The sequence below is a fragment of the Streptomyces sp. NPDC048420 genome (assembly GCF_040651535.1).
Taxonomy (GTDB): domain Bacteria; phylum Actinomycetota; class Actinomycetes; order Streptomycetales; family Streptomycetaceae; genus Streptomyces.
Map to the genome: position 1 here is coordinate 391,725 of NZ_JBEZKG010000006.1, position 14,683 is coordinate 406,407.

A 14,683-nucleotide genomic window follows, 5' to 3' on the forward strand; every position below is an offset into this window, starting at 1 on the left:
CCCCGATGTTCCCGTGGCACGGTGTTCTGTCTGGTGTTGCGGGCGCCCACTCGCTCCGCCCGCAACAGGTCTTGAATCGCCGCCGTACGACCGGGCCGGGTTGTGAAAGTCCCGGTCCGGCCCGCCGATCAGTCGGCGGCGCGGGCGGGCTCGGGGACTTGAGCAGTCCCTCCGGGTCCGCGATCGTCTTCCTGGCTCCCCACGACGGCCTCTTCGCCGCCCACAGCCCCTCCACGGTCCTCGTCGTCCGCGGCGGGGGGTCCCGTCTGTTCCCTCAGTTCCGCGATGGCCGCATCGAAGTCCTCGAGCGAGTCGAACGCCCGGTAGACGGAGGCGAATCGCAGATACGCGACGAGATCGAGTTCCTGCAACGGGCCGAGTATGGCCAGCCCCACGTCATGGGTGGTCAGCTCGGCGCTTCCGGTGGCCCGCACCGCCTCCTCGACCCGTTGGCCGAGCTGGGCGAGCGCGTCCTCGGTGACAGGCCGTCCCTGGCATGCCTTGCGCACACCGTTGATGACCTTGGTACGACTGAAAGGCTCGGTGACTCCGGACCGCTTGACCACCATCAGCGAGCACGTCTCCACCGTCGTGAAACGACGGGAGCAGTCCGGACACTGGCGGCGCCTGCGGATCGACGTGCCGTCGTCGGTCGTACGACTGTCGACGACGCGGCTGTCGGGGTGCCTGCAGAAGGGGCAGTGCATGAACTCCCAACCCTCCTCACAGCAGACTCAATAGCCTCGCTGAGCCCCATGGGCCCCTCGAAGCAGCCCCAAGCATAGGCGATCGCAGCGGGCGTGGAGACCCGGGGGACCACAACTTCTGGGCCGCTGTAGCAATCCAAGCACTACATGTAGGGATCGGCACGACATACACGCCGTACACGCATGTCGCGCGCGTATTGGCATGTGCCATACGGCCATACCGTCCGCGGGCCAACACCAGGCGCAGCCGTATCGCCGCCACCCATGCGGAGATACCGTGGGCGCCACAAGGAGGGGACGTGGGGTTCCCGCAGAGATGAGAGCCGGTGCCCGGCTGACGGGGCACCGGGTGGCAGACTGGGGCAACAACCCGCGAGGTCGCCACCGGCGGTGAAGAGTACAGCAATGCACCCTTATGTTCGGCGGGCGGCGCGTTAGCCATACACCCAGACACACGATCGCGACAGGCGATCCGCGATTTTTCACTCGAACGTGTGTTTGGCGCAACCTTTCGAAAGCAACTACCGTTGTCCAGCAGGGAGACCATCGAGAGGGGCCGACGTGACCACGACCGCAGACAGTGCTTCCATCACTGCCCAGGACCGTTCCCAGGGCCGACTCGAGCCGGTGCATGCGATGAACGAAGCCGTGAATCCCGAGGGGCACAAGCGCTCCCTGCCGGGCCGACCTCCAGGCATCCGCGCGGACAGCTCGGGACTCACAGACCGCCAGCGCCGGGTGATCGAGGTCATCAGGGACTCCGTGCAGCGGCGCGGCTACCCGCCGTCCATGCGGGAGATCGGCCAGGCGGTCGGCCTGTCCAGCACGTCCTCCGTCGCACACCAGCTGATGGCACTGGAGCGCAAGGGCTTCTTGCGCCGCGACCCGCACCGCCCGCGCGCGTACGAGGTCCGCGGCTCCGACCAGGGCACCTCGGCGCAGCCCACGGACACCGCGGGCAAGCCCGCCGCATCGTACGTCCCGCTCGTCGGCCGGATCGCCGCCGGTGGCCCGATCCTCGCCGAGGAATCCGTCGAGGACGTCTTTCCTCTGCCCCGCCAGCTCGTCGGTGACGGCGAGCTGTTCGTCCTGAAGGTCGTCGGCGACTCGATGATCGAGGCCGCGATCTGTGACGGCGACTGGGTCACCGTCCGCCGTCAGCCCGTCGCCGAGAACGGCGACATCGTGGCCGCGATGCTCGAGGGCGAGGCCACCGTCAAGCGCTTCAAGCGCGAGGACGGCCATGTCTGGCTGCTCCCCCACAACTCCGCGTACGAGCCCATCCCCGGCGACGACGCGACCATCCTCGGCAAGGTAGTGGCGGTTCTGCGGCGCGTCTGAGCACCGCGACAGGCCTCGCCGATCCGACCGGGCCCCGGAACCCCTGCGCCGGTTCCGGGGCCCTGTGCTGTCCAGCTCCGGGTGCCCGGCGTGGCGGGGTTGGTCTGTCCCGGCGGCCGGGACAGACCAACCCCGCCATCATCCGGCTTCTACCTGCGCTTTCTCTGCTTCGGCCACGAGCTCCGCCGCTTCCGTGGCCTTCGCCGCGGCGTCGATCGCCGCCAGCGACCTCCGGACCTGGTTACGGTCCGTGGTGTACCAGAAGTCCGGCAGTGATGCCTTCAGATAGCTGCCGTACCGCGCCGTGGCCAGCCGTTGATCCAGTACGGCGACCACGCCACGGTCCCCCGAGGCCCGTACGAGGCGGCCGGCGCCCTGGGCCATGAGCAGCGCGGCATGCGTGGCCGCGACCGCCATGAAGCCGTTGCCCCCGGCGTCCTCCACCGCCTTCTGGCGGGCGCTCATCAGTGGGTCGTCGGGGCGCGGGAACGGGATCTTGTCCATGACGACAAGCTGGCAGCTGGGGCCGGGGACGTCGACGCCCTGCCACAGCGACAGCGTGCCGAAGAGGCAGGTCTTGGGGTCGGCCGCGAAGTTCTTGATCAGTTCGCCGAGGGTCTCCTCGCCCTGGAGGAGGATCGGGAACTCCGGGATGCGGGAGCGAAGTTCCTCGGCGGCCAGCTGGGCGGCTCTCATCGAGGAGAACAGCCCCAGGGTGCGGCCGCCCGCCGCCTGGATGAGCTCGGTCAGCTCGTCGAGCATGTCCACGCGGTCGCCGTCGCGCGCGGGGCGCGACAGATGCTTGGCGACGTAGAGGATGCCCTGCCTCGGGTAGTCGAAGGGCGAACCTACGTCGACACCCTTCCACTTGGGGAACTCCTCGCCCTCGGTTCCCTCCGGGGCAAGCCCCAGGGACGCCCCCACGCCGTTGAAGTCGCCGCCCAGTTTCAGGGTCGCCGAGGTCAGGACCACGGAACGGTCCGTGAACAGCTTCTCCCTCAGCAGGCCCGAGACAGACATGGGAGCCACGCGCAATGAGGCGCCGAAGCGGTCGTGACGCTCGTACCAGACGACGTCCCACTCCGAGCCGTTGGTGATCCGCTCCGCCACGTCGTGCACCGACTCCACGGAGGCCAGGGCCTGTTTGCGGACCGCGTCCTCGTCCTGGACCGACTTGTCGCGGGTCGCACCGATCGCGGAGATGACCGTGCGAGCGGCGTCACGCAGGGCCATCAGCGCGTAGCCGAGGTCCTCTGGGATCTCCTCCAGCCGGCCGGGCAGGGCGAGCTCCATCAGCCGCTCGAAGCCCTCGGCTGCGGTCTGGAGCTGGTCGGCCGCCTTTTCGTTGACGAGCTTCGCGGCGCGGCGTACCGCGCGGTTGACCTGGCCCGGGGTGAGCTCGCCGGTGGCAACGCCGGTGACCCGGGACACCAACTCGTGCGCCTCGTCGACGATCAGCACCTCGTGCTGCGGGAGCACAGGGGCCCCTTCGATGGAGTCGATCGCGAGCAGGGCGTGGTTGGTGACGACGACCTCCGCGAGCTTGGCACGCTCACGGGCCATCTCGGCGAAGCACTCGGCGCCGTAGGCGCACTTCGTGGCTCCCAGGCACTCACGGGAGGAAACGGAGATCTGTGCCCACGCGCGGTCCGAGACACCCGGTGTGAGGTCGTCGCGGTCGCCGGTCTCGGTGTCCTGCGACCAGTCCCGCAGCCGCAGCAGGTCCTGGCCCAGTTTGCTGGTGGGAGCCGCAGCCTCGAACTGGTCGAAGAGGCCCTCCTCCTCGTCCTGCGGTACTCCTTCATGCAGCCGGTGCAGGCACAGGTAGTTCGACCGGCCCTTGAGCATCGCGAACTCCGGGCGGCGGCGCAGCAGCGGGTGCAGCGCCTCGACCGTGCGGGGCAGATCCCGCTCGACGAGCTGTCTCTGCAGGGCCAGGGTGGCCGTCGCGACGACGACCCGCTCCCCGTGCGCGAGTGCGGGCACGAGATAGCCGAGCGACTTTCCGGTGCCGGTGCCGGCCTGCACCAACAGGTGGGAGCCGTCGTCGATCGCGTCCGCGACGGATTCGGCCATGGTCACCTGGCCGGGGCGCTCCGTACCGCCGACGGCAGTGACGGCAGCATGCAGGAGTTCGGGGAGTGAGGGCTTCGTCATAGCGCGACCACCCTACGACCCGACACTGACAAAGGGGTGATCAAGGCGAGGACGAGGGTCGGGATCAAGACCTGGAGCTCCTCGGGGGAATAGGGGGTGACCGTCGAATCCGCTCGGTTCGGTTCGGCTTCGGTCGGGTGCGATCCCAGCGGATGCGACTTCCGCCCATCCACGGTCGGAACTGACTGAAGAACTTGTCCGTGGACTCGGGGGTCCGGAGTGGACTCGTGGTGCCCGAGGAAGCAGCGGGAAAAATTCTCGGTGCGAGTGGGAACCGGTTCGGCACGAGCGGTGTACCAAAAGTGATTGCGCGATGACGCGCTGCTACAGCAGGTCGCGCAGGGACCGGTCTCGGATCACGAGGGCCGCCCGCTTGGCGGGCAGGTCGATCTCGGCGGAGAAGCGGAAACCTGCGCTCAGAAAGGCGGTGACGGACGGGATGTTGCGTAGGTCGGGTTCCGCGACGACGCGTGCACAGGCGGGTCGCTGGTCGAGCACGAGATCGGCGACGGCTTTGAGCAGAGTGCTGCCGAGACCGCGCCCGCGATCGGTGACGGCGCCGATGAGGAGATGGATACCGGTGTCGTGTGGTCTGACCGGATAGTGGCGGGCCAACGGGTCCAGGTCCGCCCGGTAGATCTCCCAGTAGCTCATCGGCGTGCCCTCCAGCACCCCGAGACAGGGAACACTGCGTCCGTCACCGTTGAGCTGGGATCGCAGGTGCGCCTCCGTCACGTTCTGGGGCCCGGCCAGTTCCCAGAACGCGGTGACGGCTGGGTCATTCATCCAGCGGCAGACGAGGGGAAGGTCCCGCTCGACGCGTACGGGCACGAGTTGGAACACACCTGCCGGGGTGGGGGTGGGCCCACAGCCTGCGACGTCGTCGAGCAGGTCATCGCCGGTCGAGGTGCCGAAGGCGGGCAGTGCGGTGCCGTTGCTCTGGCGCTCTTGCCTGTCCCCATCTTTGCCTCTGCCTTGCTCGGCTCCTCCCGCGTCCAAGAGTGCGAGGAGTTCCTCAGGCAGGTGTAGATCCAGCGTGTCCTCGCTGTCGGTGCCCCGGCAGTTGCCCCGGGCCGCGCTGTCCTCGCTCGTGTCGGAACAGGTACCGGTTCCGACATCGGTCATGGGGGTGGAAACGGCGTGGGCGCTCGCGTCGGTGGGAGACATCGGGGCGTTCCTCTCAGAGAGCGGGATGGGGCATGTTCCTCAGGTGTGAAGGGGGTTGGCGATGGTGACGTAGACGGACTGGGTGTCGACCGGACCGACGAGTTCGTCGAGGCCGTGTACGCGGGTCAGGAGGTTGGCCTTGCACCGCAGGACGGGTGAGTCGAGCAAGTGACCGGGGAGGGTCGTGCGTAGTCGGGCGGGTCCGGAGGCGACGTCGTCGAGGAAACGGCGGAAGGCGGCGAGCAACAGCCGCTCGTCGGCCAGGTGCTGTGAGCCGAAGGCACCGATGAGACCGAGAACGTTGTTGATCGCGAGGTAGTAGGCGAAGCGCTCGTCGGTGACCTCGTCGGAGACGAAGGTGTCGCTGTGCACGCCGATGCCGGGCATCCGGGCGTCGAGTTCCGCCCGTCGGGACTCACGGAAGTAGTAGCCCTGGTTGTCGCGGTAGCGACCGCCGACGGGCCAGCCGTCGGCGTCCAGCAGAACCAGGGTGTTCTGCTGGTGTGCCTCCAACGCGATACCTGCCTCCCCGTCGAGCCACAACACCGGGCGGACGACGTGTTTGAGATAGCGCAGGAACCACTCGGCGGAGACTGCCCCCCGGGGACGGCCGGTGCGTGCGGCGAGACGGGTGACGACCTCGGCCAGGCGGGAACGCCAGGCCGGCCGACTCCGGTTCGGGTGGTCCAGGTTCCTGTGGTCCAGGTTCGTGTGGTCCACATTCGGGCGGCCCGAGTTCGGACGGTCCCAGGTTGCGCCAGCCCGGGCGTGAGGGCGAGGTGAGACGAGCCCGGCGATACAGGAAACGTCGTCCGAGGGACCGAACGGGTTGTGCCTGATCACCACGTCGACGCCCGGGACGGCGCTGCCGTCGGGTCCGTCGACGGCTAGCCAGGCAGGGTCGCGAACGATGTCGAACGCCGGATGAGCGGCCTGCCACTCCATGGACAGCCCACTGCGCAGGAGCCGGTGCACCTCGACGCCCCGATGGAGTTCCTTGCGGAGGTTCTCACGGCGAGAGTTGGTGATGCGCAGGCCCAGCGAGAGCTTGAGCATGGCGGGGGCATCGGTCCGGTGAACGGTGCGTACGGAGGAGGTGGGACACCACGGGGAGCCATGGGGTCCGAGGTCGCGGAGCAGGCCGGCTTCCAACAGCGGGGCGGTCTCTGGGCGGTGCCAGATCTCGCGGAGCTGCCAGGGGTGCAGCGGCAGGGCCGTGTGGCCGTCGGGCAGGGGGAGGTCGGGACCGGCCAGGCGCTGGGTGAGTTGGTGGGCGGTGACGGAGCGGCCACGTTCGGTCCAGGCCGAGTCCGTGGCGAGAAGAGAGGGGTCGACAGCGAGCCAGTGCAGAGGGAAGGAGCCGCGCAGTTCGGGTGAGTAGGAGGCAGCTTCGGCCTCGGTGAGACCTTCACGGCTCTTCGCGGCCGGGTGCAACGGGTGGCCGAGGACGAGTGCCTGTTCGGCGGAGAGGAAGAGGTCCAGGCCGTCGTCGCTGTGCCTGCGGCGCTCGTGGACGAAGGTGGCAGTACGGCGGACGGAGTCGGCCACACGAGCCACGAGTTCGGCACCGGTTGCGGAGGCGGGCGTTTCCGCGGGCAACGACTCGCGCGTGAGCAGTGACGCGACGGTGACCGCGTCGGCAGGCGGGGCCTGTTCCGGGGCGCCCACGAGGTGAGGGAGGCCGAAGCGGTGCCATCCGGTGGGGGACCAGTAGCGGACGGGAACGAGGAGGGAGGTTCCGCTGGCGGGCAGGGGGATGAGGAGGATCCCGTTTTCGGGAGCGGGGAGGTTGGATTCTCGGACCCAGCAGCGCAGCAGGTTCTCCACCGTGGCTGCTTCGGCGGCGGTGCGTGGATCTGGGTGGTCGAGGAGGTCGATGGTGGCGCCGCTCAGGCGTTCCCGTTCGGGCAGGCCGCCTTGGGCCGGGGTGCGGTCGTGACGAGGGCGGCGCTGCGGGGAGGAGGCTGTGGCGGATGAGATTTGTGGGGGCGTGGACGTGCGGCCGTCGGGGGTGGGGGTGGAGGTGGTGTTCAAGTTCGGGGTTCCTCGGGGGTGGTTCTGCCTCGGGGGGTGGTTCTTTTAGGTGTCGGTCTCGGGAGGCGGGAGGCGGGAGGGGAGTCTGGTGTCCGGGGGTCGGTGTCTGGTCGGCCGGTTGATCAGCAGGGTGACTGGGTTAGGGCTGGCTGGCCGTGAGCCGGGTTGGTGGAGGAGTCGAGTCGGATGGAGGTGGGTGGTCGTCGGGTGGGATTCGGTGAGCAATCGGCTTGACAGCGGCACTCGTTCGCACGGACAGGCAAGCAGGACACTGCTCGGTCGCGGGCGCGGGGCCCGGCAACGAACTCGCGCTGGGCTCCGGCTCCGGCTCCGGCTCCGGGTGAGGCCATCGCGTCGGCTTCGGGTAGCGCTGCCACGACGCCAGAGAGTCAGGCCGCGGCTCCCGTTCCCAACGCATCTCCAGCCAACACACCGGTTGCCGCAGGCCCTTCGGCTCGGGCTGCTACCCCGTCCGCTTCGCCCGCTCACCCTGGATCCGACGACCGTGCTGCTGTCGCCTCCCGTCCTCTGGACCATGACTCCGCGCCACCGCTGCCACGGCATCGGCGAGTCGGTCCAGGACGGCGGTCGCCTGTTCGTCGGTGATCGTCAAGGGTGGAAGCAGACGGATGACACTCGCGTGTCGACCACCGAGTTCGACGATCAGACCACGCCGGAGGCACTCCCTCTGGACGGCGGCAGCAAGCTCCGGCGAGGCAGGCCGAGGGGAGGCAACCGTGCCCGGCCCCGCAGAGCCGGGCGCAACAGCCGCGTCGCTACCCAGCCCAACGGAACCCTCAAGCCCACCGGCCTTGAGTTCGAGCCCGAGCCCAAGCCCGAGCCCAAGCCCGAGCCCGAGCCCGAGCCCGCCAGGATCACCGAACCCCCCACGCCCACCACAGCCCTCGGCCCCATCGGCGCCCTCAGCCCCACCACGCTCACGTACCCCACCCACTCCATCAACCCCCCACCCCTCCCCCTCCAGCTCCACCATCTCCACCCCGATCATCAACCCCCGCCCTCGCACATCACCGATCACAGGGAACTCCCGAGCCAGCTCGCGGAGTTGATCCAGCATCCGCGCACCCAGCGTCGCCGCGCGTTCGGTGAGGGCGTTTTCGCGGACGTAGGTCATCGTGGCCGTGCCTGCCGCCATGGCGAGTTGGTTGCCGCGGAAGGTGCCCGCGTGGGCGCCGGGTTCCCAGACGTCGAGGTCGTCGCGGTAGACCACGACGGCGAGAGGCAGGCTGCCGCCGATGGCCTTGGAGAGGACCATCACATCGGGGGTGATGCCGCTGTGCTCCACGGCCCAGAAGGCGCCGGTGCGGCCGACCCCCGTCTGGACCTCGTCGGCGATGAGCGGGACCGAGCGGTCGGCCGTGATCTGCCGCATGCGCCGCATCCACTCGTCCGGGGCCGGGAGGACCCCGCCTTCGCCCTGGACGGGTTCAAGGATCATGCCAGCGGGCAGCGGCACCCCCGACTTGGGGTCGTCGAGAACGGATTCGGTCCAGCGGGCGGCGAGTTCGGCGCCGTGCGCGCCGCCGACGCCGAAGGGACAGCGGTAGTCCTGCGGATAGGGCAGCCGGGCGACCCGTACGTCGAAGGCGTCGCCGGACGCTTCGAGCGCGCCGGAGGTCATCCCGTGGTAGGCGCCGGCGAAGGAGAGCATGCCGTTGCGGCCGGTCGCGGCCCGTACGAGTTTGAAGGCGGCCTCCACCGCGTCGGTACCGGCCGGCCCGCAGAACTGGACGCGTGCGCGGTCGGCGAGACCGGGCGGCAGGGTGCGGAACAGTTCGGTGGTGAAGGCGTCCTTGACGGGTGTGGCGAGGTCGAGGACGTGGAGAGGGGCGCCCGAGTCGAGGACCTTGCGGATCGCTTCCAGGACGACGGGGTGGTTGTGCCCGAGGGCCAAGGTGCCGGCGCCCGAAAGGCAGTCCAGGTAACGGCGGCCGTCGGCACCCTCGATGGTCAGGCCGCGTGCGCGTACGGGAACGATCGGGAGGGCTCGGGCGTAGGTGCGGGCGGCCGACTCGCGGGCCGACTGCCGGCGCAGGATCCCTTCGTGCGCGGAGCGAGCCGCCGACTGCTGCACGGCGCGGGCCGTCGCGTCCTGCCCGGATCGCCCGGTTCGGGCTTGCGACGGTTCCTCGACAGCGGGGGACCCCGCCATGGCTTCCCCGGGTGCGGTCTCCGTCACGGCCATGGTTCTCCCGTCGTCGCGCTGCGCAGGGGCAAGCGGTTCCATCGCGGACTCGCCCGCCCCGACATACGGAACCCCGGGAACCTTTGCTCGACATCTCGGCACATCGACGCACCGATGTCTGGAGATCTCCCGGGATTGGGGCGCGGGGGACCGAACCGTCCGCCTGCAGCAGGTCCCCCACCGCTACCAACCCCGGTCCGTTCACCGGGTTACGGGTTTCCTGAAGATCTTTGGCGTGACGGAACTGTTGCGATTCCGTCGGAAGTAGCCCACAGCGGGCGCATAGTGTGTGATGCCGTTCCAAGACGCGGTGCCTGAAGGCGAACTCGCGGGACGTCTGCGGGAGTTTGCCGGCTCCGGCACCCGGTTCGTCCACACCAGGGGGAGGCAGAGCATGCGATCCGAACCGCTGTCGTTGACCGCTCGCGGCGAAGGCGAGAGGGGCGCGCGCCGCAGAACCTCCCCTGTGCTGGCCGCCTTGGCCCTCGCGTCGGTGCTGGCACTGACCGCCACCGGCTGCGGCTCGGGCGACGCGGGCACTGACGCGAATGCGCAGGCCTCCGCGTCCGGGGCCGAGGGAGACGGCAAGATCACGATCCCGGACGACATCCGGGACCGGCTCAAGGAGCATGGGATCGATGTCGACGAGTGGAAGGACGGCGCCTGGAAGGACTGGGACAAGGACGACTGGCTGCGCGAGGCGCAGGACTACATCAACCCGATCATCGAGGGGTTGTGGGACCCGGACCGGATGCGGGAGGCCGAGGATCCCGACCGTGCGGTCCAGGAGAGCGACCTCTCGGGTGACCAGGGTGTGACCGACCCGGAGCCGGCGCCGGTGGACGCGAAGGCCGTATCGCCTACGTACCACGACAACGTGCCCGAGGCGGGCAAGGTGTTCTTCGACTCCCCCGAAGGCACGATGGTCTGCTCGGCGACGGTCGTGGAGGACCCGGCTCACCCCGGCAAGTCCAACATGGTGTGGACGGCGGGGCATTGCGTGCACGCGGGCAGGAGCGGTGGCTGGTATCGCAACATCGCGTTCGTGCCGTCGTACAACGACCAGGCTTTGTCGGACGGGGAGTTGGCGGCCGCCACCGAGGACGAGCTCGCTCCCTACGGTGTCTGGTGGGCCGACTGGGCGCAGACCTCTGACCAGTGGATCGCGCAGGGCGGTCCGACCGGCGGGGCCGGTGCGCCGTACGACTTCGCCGTCATCCATGTGACGCCGGAGGAGGGTGGCACGGGCAAGTCGCTGGAGGAGACCGTCGGTTCGGCTCTGCCGGTGAACTTCGCCGCTCCGGCGGTGCCGCAGGTGGAGAGCATGACAGCCAGCGGTTATCCGGCGGCGGCGCCCTTCGACGGGGAGACCCTGTACCAGTGCCAGGACAGGCCGGGACGGCTGTCGATCAACGCCTCGGACCCGACGATGTACCGCATCGGCTGCACCATGACCGGTGGTTCGTCCGGTGGCGGCTGGGTCGCGACGGGGGCGGACGGCCAGGCCGCATTGGTGTCCAACACCTCGATCGGCCCGGTGAACGCGGGGTGGCTGGCCGGACCGCGGCTGGGTGACGTGGCCCGGGGCGTGTACGACTCGGTCAGCGCGAAGTTCACGGAGCAGTGAGACTCCTCGGTCGACCGATCAACCGGTCGACAGCGGCAGTGGACGGGGCGGCCGGTGGCCCATACACGCCTGAGGCCCGCCCCTCGTGAAAGGGACGGGCCTCAGCCTGAGCAGAACTACGGCGCTGCTGCAAGAGCTACCGCACTCAGGCCACCGAAACCGGCACCGGCGCATACGGCGCCAGGTCCGCCGCCAGCTCCTCGTGCACCCGGACCTTGAGCAGGGTGCCCTCCGCCGTGTGCTCCTCGGAGATCACCTCACCCTCGTCGTGGGCGCGGGCGACCAGCTTGCCGTGGGTGTACGGCACGAGCGCCTCGACCTCGACGGAGGGCCTCGGCAGCTCGTTGTCGATCAGGGCGAGCAGCTCGGCGATGCCCTGGCCGGTACGGGCGGAGACGGCGATGGAGCGCTTCTCGATCCGCATCAGCCGCTGGAGCGTCAGCGGGTCGGCCGCGTCGGCCTTGTTGATCACGACGATCTCGGGCAGGTCGGTGGCACCGACGTCCCTGATCACCTCGCGTACGGCGGCCAGCTGCTCCTCCGGGTTCGGGTGTGAGCCGTCCACCACGTGCAGGATCAGGTCGGACTCGCCGACCTCCTCCATGGTGGAGCGGAACGCCTCGACCAGGTGGTGCGGCAGGTGCCGTACAAAACCGACGGTGTCGGCCAGCGTGTACAGACGGCCGCTCGGGGTCTCCGCCCGCCGAACGGTGGGGTCCAGGGTCGCGAACAGGGAGTTCTCGACCAGGACGCCCGCGCCCGTGAGGCGGTTGAGCAGGGACGACTTTCCGGCGTTGGTGTAGCCCGCGATGGCGACGGACGGCACCTTGTGGCGCTTGCGTTCCTGGCGCTTGATCTCGCGGCCGGTCTTCATGTCCGCGATCTCCCGGCGCATCTTCGCCATCTTCTCGCGGATCCGACGCCGGTCCGTCTCGATCTTGGTCTCACCGGGACCACGGGTGGCGAGGCCGCCGCCCTTGCCGCCGCCCATCTGACGGGACAGCGACTGACCCCAGCCTCGCAGCCTCGGCAGCATGTACTGCATCTGCGCGAGCGCGACCTGCGCCTTGCCCTCGCGGGACTTGGCGTGCTGGGCGAAGATGTCGAGGATCAGGGCCGTACGGTCGATGACCTTGACCTTGACGACGTCTTCGAGGTGGATGAGCTGGCCGGGGCTGAGCTCACCGTCGCAGATGACGGTGTCCGCGCCGGTCTCCAGGACGATGTCCCGCAACTCGTCGGCCTTGCCGGAACCGATGTAAGTGGCCGCGTCGGGCTTGTCGCGGCGCTGGGTCACGCCGTCGAGCACGAGGGCGCCTGCGGTCTCCGCGAGGGCGGCGAGCTCCGCGAGGGAGTTGTCCGCGTCCTGCACGGTCCCCGAGGTCCAGACGCCGACGAGGACGACCCGCTCCAGACGGAGCTGGCGGTACTCGACCTCGGTGACGTCCTCGAGTTCGGTGGAGAGGCCGACGACGCGGCGCAGGGCCGCGCGCTCGGAGCGGTCGAACTGTTCGCCGTCCCGCTCTCCGTCGATCTCGTGGCTCCAGGCGACGTCCTCTTCCATCAGGGCATCGGCCCGAAGACCTTCGGCGTATGTGTGCGCGAGGCGCTGCGTGTCCTGGGAAGGGGATGAAGAGGAGGTCATTGGGTCCTTACGTCGTTGGGGAGTCCGATACGGCGGCCTCGGGTCCGTGGTGGTCACAACCCCACCGCGGTCATCTTGCTCAACGCACGAGTGCCCCGGGAGATTCCCGTGACCCGTGCCGCGCCGACCTGAAGATGGTCGCACGGCACGGGGCGTCTCGTCATCGCCTTATTTCACCGGTGCCACGGCCTTCCACTCCGGGTGGCCGGGCATCGCCGGGGTCTTCTCGCCGTAGAGCCAGTCCTGGAGGAAGTCGCGGAGGTCGCGTCCGGAGATCTCGGAGGCCAGCCGGACGAAGTCGTCGGTGGTCGCCGTGGAGTCCCGGTGCTCGCGCACCCAGGCCCGCTCCAGGCTGTCGAAGGACTTGCGGCCGATCTCCTGGCGCAGGGCGTACAGGACGAGTGCGGCGCCGTCGTAGACGTTGGGGCGGAAGATGCCGATCTTCTGGCCGGCCTTGGGCGGCTTCGGAGCGGCCGGCGGTCCACCGGCGGCCCGCCAGCGGTCGGAGGCGCCGTACGCGGCCTTCATACGTGCCTCAAGGGTGCGGCCCGCCTTCTCCTCCGCGTACAGGGCCTCGTACCAGGTGGCGTGTCCCTCGTTGAGCCACAGGTCGGACCAGGCGGCGGGGCTGACGCTGTCGCCGAACCACTGGTGGGCGAGCTCATGGACCATGATCGACTCGACGTACCACTTGGGGTAGGCCGGCTCGGTGAACAGGTCCTTCTCGAAGAGGGAGAGGGTTTGGGTTTCCAACTCGAAGCCGGTGTCGGCGGCGGCCATGAGGACGCCGTACGTCTCGAAGGGGTACGGCCCGACCTTGTCCTCCATCCACGCGATCTGGCCGGGAGTCTTCTCGAGCCACGGTTCGAGGGCGGCGCGGTCCTTCGTCGGCACCACGTCCCGGACGGGCAGTCCGTGCGGGCCGCTGCGGTGCAGCACGGTGGAGCGGCCGATGGAGACCTGGGCGAGTTCGGTGGCCATGGGGTGCTGGGTGCGGTACGTCCATGTCGTGGCCCGGCCCGCGCGGTCCACGTCGGTCGGCAGGCCGCCCGCGACGGCCGTGTAGCCGTCGGGGGCGGTGACCCGGATGGTGAACATGGCCTTGTCGGAGGGGTGGTCGTTGCAGGGGAACACCAGGTGGGCGGCGTCCGCCTGGTTGGCCATGGCGAGGCCGTCCGCGGTGCGTACCCAGCCGCCGTCGCGGCCGTCGGCGGAGACGGGGTCGCTGGTGTGCCGGACGGTGATCCGCATCCAGCTGCCGCCGGACAGCGGCTCGTCCGGCGTGACGACAAGGTCCTCGCCGACACTGGTGAACGCCGCGGACCGTCCGTCGACCTCCACCGAATCGACCTTGCCGTGCGCGAAGTCGAGGTTGACGCGGTCCAGTTCGGTCGTCGTCCAGGCGTCGATCGTGGTGACGGCCGTCAGCGGCTTGCTGTTGCTGCCGGGATAGGTGAAGGAGAGGTCGTACGACGCCACGTCGTAGCCCGGGTTGCCCAGGTACGGGAAGAGGCGGTCACCCACGCCGAGCGGCTCCGCCGGGGCGCTCGCGGCGAGCAGGCAGACGGAGACGGCGGAGGCGAGCAGTGCGGCCGCCCTACGTCGTCGGGCGCTTCCGGTACGGCGACGGGAGGCGTCGGAGCCGGGCCGGCCGGCGTCGGCGGGGCTGGCGTGGGTGTGGGAGGTGAGCGGCATGCACCACCGCTACCAGCGCGCGCGTGCGCGACAGCGACGACGCGCGACCGGCCCACTCGAACGGGGTCCTCCGGTCTCGCCGGGACGACGCGTGCGGCCCTGTG

At 69.6% G+C, this 14,683-nt stretch carries 9 protein-coding genes; 2 read left to right on the forward strand and 7 right to left on the reverse strand.

Going from position 1 to position 14,683, the window contains the following annotated elements; genetic code table 11:
• Nucleotides 1-128: 128 nt before the first annotated feature.
• On the reverse strand, nt 129-707 hold the full coding sequence (gene nrdR / locus AB0D34_RS13470) for a transcriptional regulator NrdR (protein WP_362660962.1): 579 nt from the start codon (nt 705-707) through the stop codon (nt 129-131).
• 561 nt (nt 708-1,268) lie between these two features.
• On the opposite strand from nrdR, the gene lexA reads away from it, so the two are divergent.
• Entirely contained in the window at nt 1,269-2,048 is a 780-nt protein-coding gene (gene lexA, locus AB0D34_RS13475; protein WP_362660963.1) for a transcriptional repressor LexA, read from the forward strand.
• Nucleotides 2,049-2,186: 138 nt separating this feature from the next.
• On the opposite strand, the gene AB0D34_RS13480 is transcribed toward lexA, so the two are convergent.
• The 4 genes from AB0D34_RS13480 to AB0D34_RS13495 all read right to left on the reverse strand — a co-directional run bounded on the left by AB0D34_RS13480 (nt 2,187) and on the right by AB0D34_RS13495 (nt 9,612).
• Nucleotides 2,187-4,205, reverse strand: a complete 2,019-nt coding sequence (locus tag AB0D34_RS13480) for an ATP-dependent DNA helicase (RefSeq protein WP_362660965.1) — start codon at nt 4,203-4,205, stop codon at nt 2,187-2,189.
• A 324-nt stretch (nt 4,206-4,529) separates the two neighbouring features.
• Nucleotides 4,530-5,372, reverse strand: a complete 843-nt coding sequence (locus tag AB0D34_RS13485; RefSeq protein WP_362660967.1) for a GNAT family N-acetyltransferase — start codon at nt 5,370-5,372, stop codon at nt 4,530-4,532.
• A 39-nt stretch (nt 5,373-5,411) separates the two neighbouring features.
• A complete protein-coding gene (locus tag AB0D34_RS13490; RefSeq protein ID WP_362661020.1) occupies nt 5,412-7,283 on the reverse strand; it encodes an IucA/IucC family protein in 1,872 nt (623 codons plus the stop codon).
• Nucleotides 7,284-7,869: 586 nt separating this feature from the next.
• On the reverse strand, nt 7,870-9,612 hold the full coding sequence (locus AB0D34_RS13495) for a diaminobutyrate--2-oxoglutarate transaminase family protein (RefSeq protein ID WP_362660968.1): 1,743 nt from the start codon (nt 9,610-9,612) through the stop codon (nt 7,870-7,872).
• Between the two features lie 394 nt (nt 9,613-10,006).
• Between AB0D34_RS13495 and AB0D34_RS13500 the strand changes: the two genes are divergently transcribed.
• Complete coding sequence (locus AB0D34_RS13500) at nt 10,007-11,239, forward strand: hypothetical protein (RefSeq protein WP_362660970.1); 1,233 nt, start codon at nt 10,007-10,009, stop codon at nt 11,237-11,239.
• A 145-nt stretch (nt 11,240-11,384) separates the two neighbouring features.
• Here the strand turns inward: AB0D34_RS13500 and hflX are convergent, their stop codons facing one another.
• The gene (gene hflX / locus AB0D34_RS13505; protein ID WP_362660972.1) at nt 11,385-12,884 is read right to left on the reverse strand and encodes a GTPase HflX; all 1,500 of its coding nucleotides are present in this window, start codon (nt 12,882-12,884) and stop codon (nt 11,385-11,387) included.
• A 168-nt stretch (nt 12,885-13,052) separates the two neighbouring features.
• Nucleotides 13,053-14,579: a M1 family metallopeptidase gene (locus tag AB0D34_RS13510; protein ID WP_362660974.1), complete on the reverse strand. Its 1,527-nt coding sequence runs from the start codon at nt 14,577-14,579 to the stop codon at nt 13,053-13,055.
• Nucleotides 14,580-14,683 lie beyond the last annotated feature (104 nt).